A 16244-nucleotide genomic window follows, 5' to 3' on the forward strand; every position below is an offset into this window, starting at 1 on the left:
ATGAACAAACAAGCCACTATTTTAATAGCTGATGATGACGCCGATGACCGTTTTTTGCTCCAATCGGTGTTTGATGATTGCGGATTGGTGAATCCTACCGTCTATGTGAAAGATGGGCTTGAACTCATTGAATATATTCGCCGCAGTAACAACGAACATTCCGTAGGCCTGATTTTACTGGATTTGAATATGCCCCGAATGGACGGGCGAGAAGTGTTGAGAATCCTGAAATCAGAACCTCATTTACGAAAAATACCAGTGGTGGTCCTGACAACCTCCAAATCTGAGCAAGACATCAACGATTGTTATGACTTAGGGGCCAACTGTTATATAGCTAAGCCCTCGTCTTTTGATGTTTTTAACGATACCATCTCTACCCTCATTAAATTTTGGGTAAAGGTCAGCCAGCTTCCCGTGGTACCAGAAGCCGCCCGATTTCTTAATTAACACTGACATCTGGGGGAACAACGTGATTTTCAGCACTTGAGGTGTGTCCGTTGACCCGAACATCTGTCGCTGATGGTAATAATTTTTGTTGACTATCTATTTTTATATCAGGTTTCTTCTCCGTCTTCTTTTTCACCCATATCAGGGCGTTTTCAAGGAGGGAAGTACGGTTTTTATAGATAAGATTGGTAGCTACGTTGCGCGCAATAAAAGGCACAACCAATCTCGGTAGCCATCCAGCACGTGCCAATAGGCCTCTTTTAAGCAACATATCTACTCCGATACCAACCCCAACGCTGAGCAATCCTTTTTTGGGGGTTGTCAACAAATCACTTAAAGCACCCACCGCCTGACGCGCTGGATTTATTTCGGTCTTAATAGCCGTGATGTCTTTCCGCATTTTTACCTGTGAGAGTGCGAGCTGGTTTTTCAACCGGGCTCGTTCAGCGCGTACATCGTCCAACGATTCGAGCTTAGTTTTCATAATAAAATCTTTTTATAAAAGCATTGACAACAGGTACTTTGATTAAAGTGTCTTTGACCAAAAACAGGATAATACATACAAGTGCATAAAAACCTCCTACAATCAAATACCCAAAGGCGGGGCTATTGAGGCGCTCACCAATGAGCCAAGCCACTCCCAAACTCAAAAAAAGTAACGCAACGGTGCCAACTGTACCGATAATAAGCACCGACGCTAGGCTCGATGCGGCACCCGCTGCTTTTTCGGACATATCCAAAACGCCCAGGTTCCAACGGGCTTCAAAATAATCGGAAGCGTTGTCAAACCAATCGGTTGCACGCTCTTTAATCTCATTCGCAGAATCTATTACTTGCATGGCTCAACAGGGGTTTTAATTTTTACGGGATGACCAAGGCCATCCCGCAGAAATCAATGGGTATCTAATTCACTAAGCGTAACGTTGCGCTTTATTTTTAACGTTATCTACTTCATCGCTTACCCGGTCTTTTACTTCCGAGATTCTATCCTCTGCTTTCGATTTTAGCTCTTTTGCGGTGTCTTCAACATTGTCTTTCATTTCAGTATACTGTTGACGACCGCGCTGGAGTGCATCCAGCAAATCTGACGCAAATCCATTGGCGGTTTCACGTACTTTGTCACGGATTTCTGTTCCTTTTTCAGGAGCAAACAATAGCCCAATCACGGCGCCCGCGGCCGCAGCGGTAACGAGTCCTAATACTATTTTTGAATTACTTGTCATGGCAATGTGCGTTTAAAGGATTTTATAAAAATTAAACAATTTGACATAAGCAGTAATAAAAATTTTATTCCACCCCTGACTTTGCCGCATTATACGGGTACTAAAAAAAATCCGTGGACACTTTTCCCCAAATTGGGATATATTGAGCAGCCACTATCCTACTCCTTTGCTAGTCCGGCACGGTTTTTTTAATTACACAATCTAGTAAACTTAAAATGTATAATGTATTTGTTAACCACCTAATTAATTAACTGAAATGAGTAACAAGGCCTTTTCCAGTTCTAATCAAAAGGCTGTAATTATTGACGACGAAATAGATACTTGTCTTTTGTTAGGAATGGTATTAAAACGTTTTGGGATTGTCTCCCTGCGGGCGCATACCCTCGCCGAGGGTCTTCAAAAAGCGACTGAGGAACAACCAGCTATCATTTTTTTAGACAACAACCTTCCTGACGGGATTGGAATTGAACAAATCAAAGAATTTCGTAAAAAAGCCCCTGCTTCTAAATTAGTCATGATTACTGCCATGAGTGGCCTGCGAGATCGGGCACTGCTTTCGGGTGCAGACGGTTTTGTGGAAAAGCCGCTCGATATGACCAAAATTGAAAAAATCATTATCTAGATAAATACGCTTTATCTGCGCGGCTACCGCTGTTTCCAAACACCTTCCTCTCTTTCATTCAAATTCGACGACTTTCACGGATTTTCCATGCCCACTACCGCTAGCTCATTGCCGAGACGCTTGTGTTAGTGTACGCTTAGTAAACAAGAAGAACAAAATGGGCAATTATGCCCGTAAATCCCCGTCATAATACTCAATGATTGGGCCATAACAATGCTCCAGCCCAATACTTAAAAGTACGGCCTGGAGCATTATTCTATTCCCGTCAGATTTTGTGCCGATTTTAGCTCAAATCCTCTTTCATTTCTCTCTTTTTAGCCGCCGCACGGTCAGCAATTTCTTCCGCTTTGTCTTTGGTATCCTCCCAAGTATCTTCTACCTTATCTTTGAGGTTCTCCCATTTTTCTTTGGCTTTTTCAGCCAACTCAACGGCTCCTATTTTGACGTCGTCTACCTTTTCCTTAAACTCTGACTTTAGGACTTCCGCTTTCTTTTCGGCGGTTTCGGCTTTGTGTTTTGCCGCTTCTTCGAGCAATTCTTCTTTGGTCGTTTTCATGTAGTTTGAATTTATGGTGTATTGAAATAATTAATTCCCAATGATGGTATCACTTTTGTTGACCATCGCTGAATCTTGCGCATTTACAGGGCCCATTCTACGGTCTCCATTGGGGCCTCCAGCCGTGAAATAACCACTCGTGTAAGCAAATATCATTAGTCCGATACCGATGATTATTACAAACAAAAAAATCGTTTGAGCGGATATCTTTTGGGATTTCTTATCATCGCTCACGCTCTCTTTTTCCAATTCATTCCTTTCAGTTTCTTTTTTGAGACTGCTATTTTCGAATTCGTCTTCGTCCATGATTATCACTGTGTTAGTTAAATACTCTTGTTGAACGAATAACACATAAGAAAATCAAGTGCCAGAGCCCACTTGTTAAAAATCAGGGGTAAAAACGCCTCATTATCAGCGAGTATTTCCTCAATATTACCCTAAAATGAGTGGGTATTGATTTTTATGCTGCAAGGCAGCATACCCAGCATCAAAATCTCATGAATTCCAATCAACAAGATATGATCGACATTCTTAATGGGCTCATCCAAATCAATAATGATCGGATTGCAGGCTACCATCAGGCTTCTCTTGAAACAAAAGACGGCGATTTAGAACAGCTCTTTAGGAGTCGTCTCAACGAGAGTATTAATTTTTCAGAAACCCTCAGTGCATACATTAAAGAGATGGGCGGCGAGCCTGCCTTGGGCGGAACAACCGCTGGCATAATTCACCGATCATGGTTGAATTTTAAAGCTGCCCTCCAACAACATGACCGAATCGCTCTGTTGGAATCCTGCGAATTTGGGGACAAATCGGCCATTGAAGCTTACGAAAACGCTCTTAACAACGAGCTTATCAAAGCCAATGAAGAGCTGAACGGAGTACTGCTTCGGCAACAGGCTGATATTGAAAGTTCTCTCAAAATTATTCAGACCCTTACTCCACGCACCAACAGCACTCAAGCGGAGCTTGATGCCCTAAAATTACGTTAATGGCAGATTTATTTGACTTGATAATTTACTCAACACTACCAATCGACCTATGAAAAACAATGTACTTAACTATTCAGAAAGCGAGCTCATCGGTAGGCTGCTTACACAAGACCGCCATGCGTTCAACTATCTGTACACAAATTATTCGGACGCACTGCACGGAATCGTCCTAAAAATTGTAGTAAAGGAAGAACCTGCCCAAGACTTACTTCAGGAAATTTTTATCAAAATCTGGACAAATATTAATAGGTACGACTCCGAAAAGGGGCGTTTTTTTACGTGGATGCTCAACATTGCCCGCAACAGCTCCATTGATTATCTGCGAGGACAACGCAATGACATTCAAGACCTTGACTCCTCCATCCATTGGATTGAAAGCAATCAGGCAGTATTTAGCGAGATAGAGCACAACGAACTGCGGGAGTTGGTCTCACGCCTTAAATCCGAGCAAAAAACAATCATTGAGATGGTTTATTGGGGCGGTTATACGCAAATCGAAGCCGCCAACCGCCTCAAACTGCCGCTGGGAACTGTCAAAACCCGTCTACGGCTCGCCATCAAAAACCTTCGACTTCATTTGGCCGATACCTCTTCTTATTCTTCCTCTATGGCCAGTTAGTGCCTCAACCTTCTTCAGTCCGTTATTTCTTCCGTTGTCACTTCCAGAGATTGAAGTTGCGCATTTCCAAACTGCGTAATCATCGCCACATCAGCCGCATCGCGACCGTATCCTATCACAATTCTGCTTCCGTGCGTTTGGGCCTGCACTGCATCAAACGTGTACCATTTTCCGCCCACAAAGGCATCAAACCACGCGTGTAAATCCATGTATTCCAGCTTGTCCAAATACCCCACTGTCATACGTGCGGGAATCGAAAGACTACGGGTCAGGGCAAGGCCCAGATGGGTAAAATCACGGCACACGCCCACGCGCTGATAAATAGTATCCAAGGCGGTAGTCACGGAGCTAGAGGTGTTGTATTGGTAGCTAATGTTTTGGTGAATCCAGTTTCTAATGGCTTCTACCTGCGCGTAGCCGGGGTCAAGATTTCCCACAATTTCAAAGGCTAAATTGTTGATTTCGTACAAATCTGATTGGCAATAACGGCTGGGCAGTAAAAACATCATAACTTCATCAGGAAGTTCTTCTACGGGTACATACGCGGGCAACGGTTGCGGCGGAACCAAACCCGGCTCTACGAGCGCTTCCGCTTCCATGGTGATGGTGACCTCCCCAACGGGCAAAACTGCTCGTTGGCACTGATTGCCGAACTGATCAATAAATTCTACAAACGGTATAACAGGGTCAATGCTGAATTCTTCTTTGATGATTGATTGCCCCTCCTGCCGCCTTGAGCGCAGTAGCATTTGTACGGGCGTAGGATTATTCACAGTGTATTTAAACACACTTTTTCCTTTGAGTTTCATGACGGTGGGTGATGCGTAAAATGAATAAAATTTAGCGAAGATAAAGGTAATGCAAAATGTTGAGTATCGTTTTGTTTACAATGCTGATGGGTTCAAATAACGCAATAATCGAAGTGAAGCCCTTACCCGGCCCAGATTACGCAGTAAAAAACGGGCCAATTCTGGATATTCCAGCTCCCATGAGGCATCTGCTTGTAAGCCCGTATAGGTCTTGAGCAGTTGTCTATCGGTATCGTGCAAACTTTTACAATCCTTGACAATTGGCAAACACATATGGCCCCTTACCCAGTCAAACCGGCTCACTTCCTTCAAAAAAAGATCGGTTTCATTATAAAAATGTCGGACAAACGCCTGCTTGTCATCAGACAACACCTCCTTTTCTAGCTGCTTGCACAAGTGCCGGCGGCACAGGTACAGCGACCAAAGTTTTCTAAACTGCATCTTTATCGACTCTTTCACGCTTTCCATTCTCCGCTTTCGATTTTAATATTTATGTACTCAACATTGAGTATTTTGCATTAAATACCGCCAAGCCGTGAGTGTCACAGCTTGGCGTTTGATATATATGCATTACTTTTACTTTTCGATGTCTTCCTGAATCTTATCAATTTTGGCGTTCACATCCCGCTTAAACTGTTTCCAGTCGCGTTTTACGTCTTTTTTCACTTCCGCCAATTGCGCATCCAATTCGTTCATATCTTCTTTTAAGTCGTCTCGGCGCGCCTGCCATTTTTCTTTTTCTTTGGCCGAAGTCGTCTTGATTTTTCCGTCAATTCGGTCCATTTCATTTTTAAGAGCCACTTTTCGTTCTTCTATTTTTGCCGAGATTTCCTTGCGTTCGGCTTCTATTTCGGCGGCCGTTTCATTGCCTGCTTCTTTAACATCTTCAGCTACGTTATCAGCCGTGTTTTCTACTTTCTCCTGAGCATCTTGTACGCTATCAGCGGCTTCGCGCTTATCGTCGCGCGAGCAACTAGCCATCATCAGTACCCCAGAAACCATCATTGATATTGTAAGTGTTTTTACCCTTTTCATAATTTTTTGTTTGGTTGGTTTAAATGAAACATGCATTATTCTTTTGAATAAATAATCGTACTATACGGCCCAATGGATACATTCGCCACAAATAAAGCGTTTTCCCGATGGCCGACGGCTTCGGTATCGAAGCTGAAATAATTTTCAAAGTCAGTGTCATAACCCTCCCAATCGCTATTGAATCTGATTTTCCAGACTCCCTCTTCGGGAAACGTTAAGGAATAATTGTCGATGGCCTGATGCGAGTAGTTCATCACTACCACCGTAGTATCTCCCACCCCACCGTCTTTCCAACGCTGGAAAGCAATCAGTTTACGGTCGTTATCCATTTGTAACACCTCTACATGTTGTCCCGAAAGGCCCCTCGTAAAGCCCCCCTTATTGAGCCGCAAATGAATCAGGTCGCGGTGCAATTTTGTAATCCCTTTGAATGCTGAAAAACGATTCCAATCAAGTGGGTCTTGGTCGTCAAACCAGCGATTAGCCAAAATTGTCTGCCCCTGAAACAACATCGGGATTCCAGGAGCGGTCATCATGAGTGCCACTCCGAGTGTGGCGCGTTTTTTGGCGTACCACGTGTTGACATCGTCTTGGCCAGCTATTTCCTGCACCACCCGGGCCTGCCCGTTGGATACTTCATCGTGCGACTCGGTATAAATCACCCGTTGAAATGCGTCATTGTTGTACCTATGCATTATAGAAGCCGCCACCGCATTCATGTCACGGGATTCATCGTGCATATCAATAATTACTTTCCGAATCGGGTGTACAAACCCGCCGTCCCACTGACTACTGTAGCCCAATCCGCCGTGTTCGACGGGGGCAGTAACAAAATCCAGACAATGGAGATCTTCCGCTACGGTAAAACGGCCTGGAAAACGACTGTGAATTTCTGAATTAATCCACTGAATCAGACTATATCCATCTTGCAAATCGTTGGCAGGGTTTTCATCGGCGTTTACGTTCCTAATGTAAGGCACCATGTCCATTCGTAATCCATCAATGTGGTAATCTTCTAGCCACATTAAGGCATTATCCCGAATGTATTGGCGCACTTCCGGACGGCCATAATCGGGTCGTGTATCTCCCCACGGGGTTTTGGCGCGCCAGTCGTTGTAAAAATAAATACCACCCATCCCATTTTCCTGCCAGCCGTCAAACTGCCACAAGTCCATATCGGTCGGGCCAAAATGGTTATAAACCACGTCAAGTATCACCGCGATTCCAGCGGCATGAGCGGCCTTAACCAGCGCTTTCAGGCCTGTTGGGCCGCCGTATTCTGATTCAACCGCAAACGGATGGGCTGGATTATAACCCCACGAATGCCCCCCGGGAAACTCTGCCACGGGCATAATTTCGATGGCATTAACGCCCAGCGCTTTAAAATAATCGAGGCGTTCGATGACCCCGTAAAAATCTCCAGGCTTTCCTTCTTCCTTGACGTTAAAGGTACCGACGTGGAGTTCGTAGATCACCATCTCATTCCAATCAGGAAGACGAAAATCTTCCTCTTCCCAGTCAAAAGCAGGGTCATGAATGATGCTATTACCGATTGAATTGGTCAATTCCCTGGCATAAGGGTCATTTTTTATCAATTCTCCAGTCTTCGTTTTCAACACATACTTATATTGCTGTCCAGTGGTTGCTTCGGGTACTTCTACTGACCAATAGCCGTTTTCTTCCCGCGCCAGCGGAATGGCACTTTGGTTCCAGTCATTGAAGTCTCCCATGACAAATACTTTTTTGGCATTGGGCGCCCAAACCCTAAACGAAACTCCTTTTTCCGTGGCAATTGCCCCCATACCGGCGACTTCGCTTTTAGGATACTTTGCTACAGATTCGATTTCCATGGTTGTGTAGTATTAAACATTAGGTTCTGATAATTACACCCTGAAATCTAAAAATTCATGCCAAAATAAGTTCCCTTCTGAAAGTGGGGAAAGTACATAAAGAACGGGGAAAAATTTCCCCACTCTCACTAAACGGTCGATTTCCCAGCGCGTTTTTTCTTAAAAAGTGACTTTACTTCGTTGGTTGTATCATTAATAGTATCCACAACTTCGCGTTCGATTTGTTGCACTTTCCTACTTTTTACGGCGCGTTCCTTCGAGATTTCTGGCTCTCCCATCAAATATCCATACGGTTTTAAATAATCCACTGCATCAAATATCACCTTAATGATGGCCGTAAGTGGCAACGCCAAAGCCAGCCCAGCAATGCCCCATAGAGAACCGCCTAAAAACAAGCCAACGATGGCAATTAGAGGGTTTACACTTATCTTTGAACCCACAATATAGGGGGTAATGACGTTTCCTTCGAGCATTTGTACAAAAAAGAAAATACCCGCCACACCCAACGCATACATGGGCGAATCCTTGGTAACTAACGCCACGACAATGGGCAGAATAGAACCAATTAAAATACCTATGTAAGGGATAATCAGCAACATTGCCGCCAAAAAACCAAAGAATATTGCCGAAGGAATCCCCAATATCAACAACCCAACCGAATTGAGGGTACCTACGATAAGCGTCACAATAAATAGGCCTGATAAGTAGCTGTGGACCACTTCGTAGATTTTGTCCAACACTTCATGCACTTGCGTTTTTTTGGCAGAAACAAACACTTTACAAAAAAACTGGCGAAACATATCCCGATAATACAGCAGAAAAAATATGTAAACGGGCAAAATCGACAGATTGCCCAGCATAGAAGTAGTTGTAGTGACGGCAGTACCTACTAGCGCACCGCCTCCTTCGGCCATATTTTGATAGTACTTTTGAACTTCTTTCAACTGACGACTTGGTGGAATGTTGAACCTATCGTAAGCCCAAAGTTGCAGTTTGTTGAGAGAGGCATTTATTTTTTGAATCAATTGCGGAAGCATCGTCGTAAAATCCGTGACTTGATACACCAATAAAGTGGCAATACCCGCCGCAACCAATGAAAACGCCAAGATGGAAATCGTAATGGCCAGCATCCTTGGAAAGCCCTTTCGTTCGAGCCAAGCCGTGAGTGGATACAGGGCAATCGAAATAATAACGGAGAATAAAAGTAGCGTTATGATCGAATCTAAAATATACATCCAATAAACCAGTATCGTAATACTGATAAGTGCAAAGGCCAACCGGGCCACGTACGGCAACTGAAAATTTTGAGGAATTGGAGGCATAGCTATTCACTGTTTTGATTACCCTCTCAATAAAATTCCCATTCCAAAGCGAGAAAAAACGAATTTGAGGTAAATGTTCCCCAAAAAGACTGGCATGGGTTTTTGATTTTTCTACACATTCATATCACTAAAATAAACACGAAAATCATGCAAACACCAGCTCCAGGGCAAGAGCCCACACCGCCACCTGCACCTCCGCACCCGTCGCCAGAGATTAAGCCACATCCAGCCCAACCAGAAATACACCAGCCGGAGGTACCTATTCCCTCGGTTTTGCCAGAAATAGACCCAGACAAACAAACAAATCCAAATCCGCAAAAACACGAGATAAACGGGCAAGAAGAAATCCTAAACAAGCCCGACGAAGTGGTAAACGGGCAAAAAGAAGTTTTTGAGAAATAACCTTTTCAGGGAGATAGTATAAAAGAAGGGTTAAAGGGCCGAAGCAGCTTCTTGCTTTCATCCCCTTTAACCCTTCTTTTGTTTAAGCCGTCAGGCATTAACTATGTCATCTAAAAAGCAAATCCAATGGTGGCTTGCAAGAGATTGAGTTTGCGCTCAAATTGCGCCTGTGCCTGCGGATTATCCAATTTAAGCTTAACGACATCCGTTAAATTTCCCTCGTAGCGCAGGTCAAAATTCAACTTACCAACGTCAATTCCAATCCCTGCCTGATACCCCAATGATGCACGACGGAAAGCGTCATCAAATGTATCCTCGTTGGTATAATCATTAAAAGCATCTTCTAAATTTCCACTGTTGCCGATATTAAACGCCGCTACTGGGCCCGCATTGATACGCAAAAAACGCGCGATTTTGACCCCAAACATCAACGGAAAATCTATGTTGGACATTTTAAAACTCTTGGTAGTGGTAGCAGAGCCATCGTACAGGCTAAATTGTCCTCCTTTTTGAGAAAACATAATTTCGGGTTGTACATAAAAAGTACGGCCAATCCGCATAAAAATCCCGCCCGTAGCTCCCCATACGCGGTTACTTTTATCACTCAATTGCCAAGTGCTGGCGTTATTTCCAAGTGATAAATCATTACCTCTCACTTGCGAAAGATTCGCCCCTGCCCGAAGGCCCAAACTGAAAAATTTTGTTCCATCCTGCGCCCAAGATACCCCCTGTACCAAGAGTAATGCCAGCAGTAATACATTCGTTTTCATGATTTTTACTATTTTGTTTCCATTCAACGTAAAAAACGCATTCCAACGCGTATAAGACATTAAACTGGGGAATTCTCTCCTCAAAAAAGCGCATAAAAAAACGCAGCCGGCTCTTTAAAATAAAAGAACCGACTGCGCGTGATTGTACTAAATTACCAACGTAACCCCTTACATCGGTTTCTTTGCGGATTTACGACCCATCGCATACTCTATTCCCCCCAGCAAATGTTGCACAAATAAGGGTTCAACATACGACTCATCTGTATGGCCTCCTCCTGTATAGAAAGAACGGCCTCCATCAAACTCACGGTACCATATAAACGGGTGGTTTACGCCATTGGCCCCTCCCTGGTACGTACTTTCATCGAGCGTAGCTAAGACTTTGATACCTAATATTATCTTTTTATAACTGTAAAGTTCGTCAAAACGCTTCCAACGGTCGGGTAGCATCACGGTAGAAGGGTGCGTATGGTCGTGAACTACCACATCCACATTTTGCTGCTTGGGGTGGCTCAAGAAATAAGCACCCACCAATTGATTATACCAAGGCCAGTCATATTCGGTATCGGCCGCCGCGTGGATACCCACAAAACCGCCGCCACCGCGAATGTATTGCTCAAAAGCCGCCTGTTGCGTGTCGTCCAAGATATTACCCGTTGTGCTCAAAAACACAACTGCTTTGTATTTTTTTAGATTTTCAAGCGTAAAAACAGAGGCATCTTCGGTGGTATCTACCGCAAATTTGTTCTGCTGGCCCATTAGCACTAAGGCTTCTCTTCCCTTCGGAATGGAGGCATGACGGTAGCCTTTTGTTTTGGAAAAAACCAAAATCGCATCCTTTGTAGCCGCTGACTTCTTCTTTTTTTGCCCAAAAGAACTGATTGAAAGCGCAAAAAGTAACGCGCAGAGATAAAACGTATTTCTCATAATTGTCCAGTATTTTCAGATAAAAGAAAAGCCCTCTACAAAACTACTATTTGACTTTTAAAGAAAAAGGGCGGAGATAAACGGTTCTATGATTCGGCCTCTCCCCTACGGTTTTTCGTATTTTTTGGGCGCATACAAAAACCCAAAGGCTTCGGCACCGTCGCGCTCATGCACTTTATGGTGCACATAATGCGCCCGAATGATGCGATTTAGATACCGATTTTTGGTTTTAAACTTGATTTTAACCCGACGATGCACAATCACGTCATGGAAAATAAAGTAAGAAATACCATAAAGCGTAATACCAAAGCCCACGTACATCAACCAACGCAGGGATTCTATTTCAGAACCAACCACAATCAGGGCCGTGGCTGCAACTCCAAAAATAATCCCAAACAAGTCGTTGGTTTCCCACCATCCTTTGTGATGCACATGGTGCGATTCGTGCCAATTCCACATCAGGCCGTGCATGATGTACTTGTGCGCAAACCACGCAAAGCCCTCCATAAAAACAAACGTTCCGAGAACAAGAAGAATATTTAGAAACATAACGACTAGTAGTATACTGATAAACAGTGGTTTACAAACAACTCTTCAACGGCCTTTACCTACGGCCAATTACTTGTTTGACATTCTTTGTTGATAAAACCATTTTTTGGCTTCCTTTGTTAGTGAACAAAACCAAAACATTGCAAAATTAGCTTTATGTCAGCAATAACCATCCCTCAACGTCCCGCACGTACTTTTTTGGGCGAAGAATTTGAATTAACAACGTGGGAGCAACTGCAACCGTTTTACGAAAATCTTAAAAAACGCGCAATTCATTCTGTAAATGACCTGCGCCAGTGGTTTCTGGACAAAAGCGAATTGGAATCTTACCTTTCCGAAAACTTTGCGTGGCGTTATATCCGCATGACCTGCGACACGGGCAGCGAACAGTATCAGAAGGAATTCAACGATTTTGTGGAAAACTTCCAGCCCCACCTTTCCGCTTACGGAAACGAGTTGGACAAAAAAGCGCTGGAAAACCCGTATTGGGGCGAATTGAAAGACAGCGGCTTTGACATTACGTTACGAAGTATGAAAAAAGCCATCGAGATATTTCGCGAAGAAAACATCCCGATCCAAACCCAAATCCAGACCGAACAGGCCAAATACGGGGCCATCGTCGGGGCCATGACCGTCAACATCGACGGCGAGGAAGTAACCCTTCAAAAAGCCTCCGATTACCTCCAATCCACCGACCGCGCCCTGCGCGAAATGGTCTGGAACAAACTTCAGGTGCGTCGATTTGAGAGCAAAGACCAATTGGATGAGCTACTAAATACACTACGCGATTTACGCCATCAATTGGCCGTCAATGCAGGTTTTGCCAATTTCCGCGACTATATGTTCGCTGCATTGGGCCGCTTTGATTATACGCCTCAAGACTGCTTCAACTTCCACGAATCAGTGGCCGAGGCTGTGGTACCCATGCTCAACGACATGGCCGCCGAGCGCAAAGAAGCCCTCCAACTCGACAGCCTTCGTCCGTGGGATTTTAAGGTAGACCCACAAAACCGCCCACCGCTCAAGCCTTTTAGCACGGGGGAAGAATTATTGGAAAAAACCATCACCTGTTTTACCCTTCTTGACCCCGAGTTGGGCGATTACCTGCGCGTAATGAAAGCCATGGGCCATCTCGACCTCGAATCGCGCAAGGGCAAAGCGCCGGGTGGCTATAACTATCCGCTGGAAGAAATCGGTGTGCCGTTTATCTTCATGAACGCCACCTCCAACCTCCGCGATTTGGTCACGCTGCTGCATGAAGGCGGCCACGCCGTCCACAATTTCGTCACGCGTGATTTGCTGCTCAACTCCTTCAAAAACCCACCCGCCGAAGTGGCCGAGCTGGCTTCGATGAGCATGGAATTGTTGACGATGGATTATTGGAACGTGTTTTTTGACAACGAAGAAGACCTGCGCCGGGCCAAGATCCAGCATTTGGAATCCATCATTGAAACGCTGCCGTGGGTCGCTACGATCGATAAATTTCAGCATTGGCTTTACGAAAACCCTGCACACAGTATCGAAGAGCGCCAAACGATGTGGCTTCAAATCTACGAGCAGTTCAGTGATTCCATCACCGATTGGAGCAGTTTTGAGGAGTTCAAAAAATACATTTGGCAGAAGCAGCTGCACATTTACGAAGTACCGTTTTATTACATCGAATACGGCATGGCGCAGCTGGGGGCCATCGGTGTATGGCGGAATTATAAGCAAAACCCGCAAAAAGGACTGCAAGGCTACCTCAACGCCCTCAAACTCGGCTACACGGCCCCTATCAGCGCCATCTACGCCGCCGCCGATATTCCGTTCGATTTCTCAAAAGAATACATTACGGAGTTGATGAATTTTGTAAAGGGAGAATTGGAAGGGTTGTAGGGGTAAGAGTTCTTATGCCTGTGAGAAAGTTCTAAGAAAATTCTCACAGGCTATACCTGAACTGCCTTCTCAGGCATTACGTAAAAAAACGTCAAACATTTCTACTTTACGAAACCCTTTTTTGCGCAATCCTGCATAAAGCGGAGCATCACGGGTAAGCAATGGAATATCAAGCTGTAAAGCTAAAGCCACATAAGAAATATCTTTGATATCAATATCATGGACAAGTTGAAACGCTTTGTTATTTGCATCATTATCAATTAAATAACCGGGCATAAAATGTACATGAGTAAACACAAAATACGAAAATCGCTGAAAGCTGTCTGTTTCTAACCTTGACTTTTGCCTAATGATACGTTGGTATTTCTCAATTTCAATAAAAGCAAAATCACTGCTGAAAAAAGTATAGTCTGAAAGCAGTGTTTTATAGATAGCTTTTCCACTGATCAACATAGACATCAATACATTGGCGTCAACGACTGCATCTCTCATAACGCCAAATTCTCATAGTTATGTTTATAAGTTTCCCAAGCCAGCAACCTCGCGGTCTGCCACTGCGGGTCGTTAACAAGATCAATGGATGAAAGTTCATCAGCCGCTTCCTGCAACTCCAAACGCTTCTTGTATTGCATTAACCATTCCTGCAATAATTTTTCAATTTGCTCTTTTCCAAGACTCTCAATGAAAGCGTCATCGATCTTTAAGGTAACTTGTGTCATCTCATTTCCTTTTTTTCAAATGTAACATTTTTCTTTCAAATCCTGTTCCGGGCTTTTTAACGCGCCTATGCATGGGAAAGTTAGGAAACAAAGCCCTATTTTTGTACGCATTCGATTCTCCAACCATAAACCTTCAACACCTTTGAAAAAATCGATCTTCCTCCTCCTCTTCATCAGCACAACCGCTTTTTCTCAGACCCGCGAAGATTCCATCATGATTCGCAAAATCTACAACGAAGTACTCACCAACGGACAGGCCTACGAATGGCTGCGGTATCTCTGTAAACAGGTCGGTCCGCGCCTCAGCGGCTCCGTCGGGGCACAAAAAGCCGTTACCTACACCAAAGAATTGATGCAAAAACAGGCCTTTGACCGCGTGTTTTTGCAGGATGTCAAAGTGCCGCATTGGGTGCGCGGGGCCAAAGAAGAAGCGTACATCAAAGTCGGTAAGCAAAAAATCAAAGTTCCTATTGCGGCCTTGGGGGGCTCGGTCGCTACCGCTCCCAAAGGCGTGGAGGCCGAAGTGATCGAAGTAAAAAGCTTTCAGCAATTGCGTGACTTGGGCAAAGACAAAGTAAAAGGCAAAATCGTCTTTTTCAACCGTCCCATGGATCCCACCAAGCTCAACACCTTTGAAGCCTACGGCGGGGCCGTAGAGCAACGTGCCAACGGGGCCACCGAAGCCGGCAACCTTGGGGCCGTGGGTGCCATTGTACGTTCGGTCACTACCTTACAGGACGACGTTCCGCACTCGGGCAGCATGCGCTATGCTACAGGTGTGCCACTCATTCCGACCGCAGCCATCAGCACCAACGCCGCCAATTTACTGAGTGAGAAGCTGAAAGAAAATCCGAGCCTCACGTTTTATTTTCGTCAAAACTGCGAAACACTCCCCGATGCCGACTCACACAATGTAGTAGGCGAACTGAAAGGCCGTGAAAAACCCGAAGAAATCATCGTCGTAGGTGGGCATTTGGACTCATGGGATTTGGCTGAAGGGGCCCACGACGACGGCGCGGGTTGTGTCCAATCCATTGAAGTGTTACGTCTTCTGAAAGCCATCGGCTATACACCCAAGCGCACGATTCGGGCGGTGATGTTTATGAACGAAGAAAACGGCCTGCGCGGCGGGGTGAAATACGCCGACTTAGCCAAGCAAAACAACGAAAAACACATTGCCGCTGTAGAATCAGACAACGGAGGCTTTACTCCTCGCGGCTTCGGCATTGTGGGAAAAGCCGAACAAAAGGCCAAAATAGCTGAATGGAAAAGTCTGTTGGCTCCGTATGGTTTGCAAGAAATCGGGCCGGGCGGCGGCGGGGCCGACATTGGACCGCTGGCGCAGTCGGGCACGGTGCTTTTGGGATACAAACCTGATACACAACGGTATTTTGATTATCATCACGCTGCCAACGACAATTTTGAGAATGTCAACAAACGCGAATTGGATCTTGGCACCGCCTCTATGGCGGCGATTATTTATTTGCTGGACAAATACGGGATTTAAAAATGCCGAGGGAACTTCCA

General features: G+C 44.8%; 22 protein-coding genes. 7 read left to right on the top strand and 15 right to left on the bottom strand.

All coding sequences use genetic code 11. The features are described from left to right. Complete coding sequence (locus DR864_RS15645; RefSeq protein ID WP_114067861.1) at positions 1-447, top strand: response regulator; 447 nt, start codon at positions 1-3, stop codon at positions 445-447. Here DR864_RS15645 and DR864_RS15650 read toward each other — a convergent pair. From DR864_RS15650 to DR864_RS15660, 3 genes are all read right to left on the bottom strand, one after another. Further along, positions 440-931: a hypothetical protein gene (locus DR864_RS15650; protein WP_114067862.1), complete on the bottom strand. Its 492-nt coding sequence runs from the start codon at positions 929-931 to the stop codon at positions 440-442. The genes DR864_RS15645 and DR864_RS15650 overlap by 8 nt on opposite strands. Then, positions 921-1286, bottom strand: a complete 366-nt coding sequence (locus DR864_RS15655) for a phage holin family protein (protein ID WP_114067863.1) — start codon at positions 1284-1286, stop codon at positions 921-923. The genes DR864_RS15650 and DR864_RS15655 overlap by 11 nt, the downstream gene beginning before the upstream one ends. Before the next feature lie 72 nt (positions 1287-1358). Then, positions 1359-1670, bottom strand: a complete 312-nt coding sequence (locus tag DR864_RS15660; RefSeq protein WP_114067864.1) for a YtxH domain-containing protein — start codon at positions 1668-1670, stop codon at positions 1359-1361. 256 nt (positions 1671-1926) lie between these two features. Between DR864_RS15660 and DR864_RS15665 the strand changes: the two genes are divergently transcribed. Then, positions 1927-2292: a response regulator gene (locus DR864_RS15665; protein WP_114067865.1), complete on the top strand. Its 366-nt coding sequence runs from the start codon at positions 1927-1929 to the stop codon at positions 2290-2292. A gap of 283 nt (positions 2293-2575) precedes the next feature. Here the strand turns inward: DR864_RS15665 and DR864_RS15670 are convergent, their stop codons facing one another. Further along, positions 2576-2848 carry a YtxH domain-containing protein gene (locus tag DR864_RS15670; RefSeq protein WP_114067866.1) on the bottom strand — a complete coding sequence of 91 codons (273 nt, stop codon included), beginning with the start codon at positions 2846-2848 and terminating at the stop codon, positions 2576-2578. Between the two features lie 30 nt (positions 2849-2878). Then, entirely contained in the window at positions 2879-3154 is a 276-nt protein-coding gene (locus DR864_RS15675) for a hypothetical protein (protein WP_114067867.1), read from the bottom strand. Positions 3155-3345: 191 nt separating this feature from the next. Here DR864_RS15675 and DR864_RS15680 point away from each other — a divergent pair, with 191 nt between their 5' ends. After that, positions 3346-3840 (top strand): ferritin-like domain-containing protein, encoded by a 495-nt coding sequence (locus DR864_RS15680; protein WP_114067868.1) that lies wholly within the window; start codon positions 3346-3348, stop codon positions 3838-3840. Positions 3841-3889: 49 nt separating this feature from the next. Continuing rightward, on the top strand, positions 3890-4459 hold the full coding sequence (locus tag DR864_RS15685) for an RNA polymerase sigma factor (protein ID WP_114067869.1): 570 nt from the start codon (positions 3890-3892) through the stop codon (positions 4457-4459). A gap of 14 nt (positions 4460-4473) precedes the next feature. Here the strand turns inward: DR864_RS15685 and DR864_RS15690 are convergent, their stop codons facing one another. The 5 genes from DR864_RS15690 to DR864_RS15710 all read right to left on the bottom strand — a co-directional run bounded on the left by DR864_RS15690 (position 4474) and on the right by DR864_RS15710 (position 9475). Next, complete coding sequence (locus DR864_RS15690; protein WP_114067870.1) at positions 4474-5268, bottom strand: transglutaminase-like domain-containing protein; 795 nt, start codon at positions 5266-5268, stop codon at positions 4474-4476. A gap of 75 nt (positions 5269-5343) precedes the next feature. Further along, complete coding sequence (locus tag DR864_RS15695) at positions 5344-5709, bottom strand: hypothetical protein (RefSeq protein WP_162793860.1); 366 nt, start codon at positions 5707-5709, stop codon at positions 5344-5346. 135 nt (positions 5710-5844) lie between these two features. Further along, a complete protein-coding gene (locus DR864_RS15700; protein WP_114070306.1) occupies positions 5845-6303 on the bottom strand; it encodes a serine--tRNA ligase in 459 nt (152 codons plus the stop codon). A 35-nt stretch (positions 6304-6338) separates the two neighbouring features. Then, positions 6339-8153, bottom strand: coding sequence for an alpha-amylase family glycosyl hydrolase (locus tag DR864_RS15705; protein WP_114067873.1), 1815 nt, complete (start codon positions 8151-8153; stop codon positions 6339-6341). A 128-nt stretch (positions 8154-8281) separates the two neighbouring features. Continuing rightward, positions 8282-9475, bottom strand: a complete 1194-nt coding sequence (locus tag DR864_RS15710; protein ID WP_114067874.1) for an AI-2E family transporter — start codon at positions 9473-9475, stop codon at positions 8282-8284. 147 nt (positions 9476-9622) lie between these two features. On the opposite strand from DR864_RS15710, the gene DR864_RS29850 reads away from it, so the two are divergent. Beyond that, positions 9623-9877 carry a hypothetical protein gene (locus tag DR864_RS29850; protein WP_162793862.1) on the top strand — a complete coding sequence of 85 codons (255 nt, stop codon included), beginning with the start codon at positions 9623-9625 and terminating at the stop codon, positions 9875-9877. A 110-nt stretch (positions 9878-9987) separates the two neighbouring features. Here DR864_RS29850 and DR864_RS15715 read toward each other — a convergent pair whose 3' ends face one another. The 3 genes from DR864_RS15715 to DR864_RS15725 form a co-directional block, all read right to left on the bottom strand. Continuing rightward, positions 9988-10647 (bottom strand): porin family protein, encoded by a 660-nt coding sequence (locus DR864_RS15715; RefSeq protein ID WP_162793864.1) that lies wholly within the window; start codon positions 10645-10647, stop codon positions 9988-9990. Between the two features lie 168 nt (positions 10648-10815). Continuing rightward, positions 10816-11574 carry a ThuA domain-containing protein gene (locus DR864_RS15720; protein WP_229599397.1) on the bottom strand — a complete coding sequence of 253 codons (759 nt, stop codon included), beginning with the start codon at positions 11572-11574 and terminating at the stop codon, positions 10816-10818. Positions 11575-11679: 105 nt separating this feature from the next. Next, the gene (locus tag DR864_RS15725; protein ID WP_114067877.1) at positions 11680-12123 is read right to left on the bottom strand and encodes a sterol desaturase family protein; all 444 of its coding nucleotides are present in this window, start codon (positions 12121-12123) and stop codon (positions 11680-11682) included. 156 nt (positions 12124-12279) lie between these two features. On the opposite strand from DR864_RS15725, the gene DR864_RS15730 reads away from it, so the two are divergent. Then, complete coding sequence (locus DR864_RS15730) at positions 12280-13998, top strand: M3 family oligoendopeptidase (protein WP_114067878.1); 1719 nt, start codon at positions 12280-12282, stop codon at positions 13996-13998. 69 nt (positions 13999-14067) lie between these two features. On the opposite strand, the gene DR864_RS15735 is transcribed toward DR864_RS15730, so the two are convergent. Together DR864_RS15735 and DR864_RS15740 are read right to left on the bottom strand one after the other, a co-directional pair. Next, on the bottom strand, positions 14068-14490 hold the full coding sequence (locus DR864_RS15735) for a PIN domain-containing protein (RefSeq protein WP_114067879.1): 423 nt from the start codon (positions 14488-14490) through the stop codon (positions 14068-14070). Next, on the bottom strand, positions 14487-14717 hold the full coding sequence (locus tag DR864_RS15740; RefSeq protein WP_114067880.1) for a hypothetical protein: 231 nt from the start codon (positions 14715-14717) through the stop codon (positions 14487-14489). The genes DR864_RS15735 and DR864_RS15740 overlap by 4 nt, the downstream gene beginning before the upstream one ends. Before the next feature lie 142 nt (positions 14718-14859). Here DR864_RS15740 and DR864_RS15745 point away from each other — a divergent pair, with 142 nt between their 5' ends. Then, positions 14860-16224 (top strand): M28 family peptidase, encoded by a 1365-nt coding sequence (locus tag DR864_RS15745; protein ID WP_229599398.1) that lies wholly within the window; start codon positions 14860-14862, stop codon positions 16222-16224. The last annotated feature ends 20 nt before the right edge of the window (positions 16225-16244 follow it).

It is taken from the genome of Runella rosea (assembly GCF_003325355.1).
Classification (GTDB): domain Bacteria; phylum Bacteroidota; class Bacteroidia; order Cytophagales; family Spirosomataceae; genus Runella; species Runella rosea.

Excerpts from the sequence above, each read along its gene's own strand:
- DR864_RS15705 (WP_114067873.1), bottom strand. The coding sequence starts at position 8,153 with ATGGAAATCGAATCTGTAGCAAAGTATCCTAAAAGCGAAGTCGCCGGT.
- DR864_RS15730 (WP_114067878.1), top strand. The coding sequence starts at position 12,280 with ATGTCAGCAATAACCATCCCTCAACGTCCCGCACGTACTTTTTTGGGC.
- DR864_RS15670 (WP_114067866.1), bottom strand. The coding sequence starts at position 2,848 with ATGAAAACGACCAAAGAAGAATTGCTCGAAGAAGCGGCAAAACACAAA.
- DR864_RS15710 (WP_114067874.1), bottom strand. The coding sequence starts at position 9,475 with ATGCCTCCAATTCCTCAAAATTTTCAGTTGCCGTACGTGGCCCGGTTG.
- DR864_RS15685 (WP_114067869.1), top strand. The coding sequence starts at position 3,890 with ATGAAAAACAATGTACTTAACTATTCAGAAAGCGAGCTCATCGGTAGG.
- DR864_RS15645 (WP_114067861.1), top strand. The coding sequence starts at position 1 with ATGAACAAACAAGCCACTATTTTAATAGCTGATGATGACGCCGATGAC.
- DR864_RS15665 (WP_114067865.1), top strand. The coding sequence starts at position 1,927 with ATGAGTAACAAGGCCTTTTCCAGTTCTAATCAAAAGGCTGTAATTATT.
- DR864_RS15715 (WP_162793864.1), bottom strand. The coding sequence starts at position 10,647 with ATGAAAACGAATGTATTACTGCTGGCATTACTCTTGGTACAGGGGGTA.
- DR864_RS15725 (WP_114067877.1), bottom strand. The coding sequence starts at position 12,123 with ATGTTTCTAAATATTCTTCTTGTTCTCGGAACGTTTGTTTTTATGGAG.
- DR864_RS15720 (WP_229599397.1), bottom strand. The coding sequence starts at position 11,574 with ATGAGAAATACGTTTTATCTCTGCGCGTTACTTTTTGCGCTTTCAATC.
- DR864_RS15655 (WP_114067863.1), bottom strand. The coding sequence starts at position 1,286 with ATGCAAGTAATAGATTCTGCGAATGAGATTAAAGAGCGTGCAACCGAT.
- DR864_RS15680 (WP_114067868.1), top strand. The coding sequence starts at position 3,346 with ATGAATTCCAATCAACAAGATATGATCGACATTCTTAATGGGCTCATC.
- DR864_RS29850 (WP_162793862.1), top strand. The coding sequence starts at position 9,623 with ATGCAAACACCAGCTCCAGGGCAAGAGCCCACACCGCCACCTGCACCT.
- DR864_RS15740 (WP_114067880.1), bottom strand. The coding sequence starts at position 14,717 with ATGACACAAGTTACCTTAAAGATCGATGACGCTTTCATTGAGAGTCTT.
- DR864_RS15700 (WP_114070306.1), bottom strand. The coding sequence starts at position 6,303 with ATGAAAAGGGTAAAAACACTTACAATATCAATGATGGTTTCTGGGGTA.
- DR864_RS15695 (WP_162793860.1), bottom strand. The coding sequence starts at position 5,709 with ATGCAGTTTAGAAAACTTTGGTCGCTGTACCTGTGCCGCCGGCACTTG.
- DR864_RS15675 (WP_114067867.1), bottom strand. The coding sequence starts at position 3,154 with ATGGACGAAGACGAATTCGAAAATAGCAGTCTCAAAAAAGAAACTGAA.
- DR864_RS15660 (WP_114067864.1), bottom strand. The coding sequence starts at position 1,670 with ATGACAAGTAATTCAAAAATAGTATTAGGACTCGTTACCGCTGCGGCC.
- DR864_RS15735 (WP_114067879.1), bottom strand. The coding sequence starts at position 14,490 with ATGAGAGATGCAGTCGTTGACGCCAATGTATTGATGTCTATGTTGATC.
- DR864_RS15690 (WP_114067870.1), bottom strand. The coding sequence starts at position 5,268 with ATGAAACTCAAAGGAAAAAGTGTGTTTAAATACACTGTGAATAATCCT.
- DR864_RS15650 (WP_114067862.1), bottom strand. The coding sequence starts at position 931 with ATGAAAACTAAGCTCGAATCGTTGGACGATGTACGCGCTGAACGAGCC.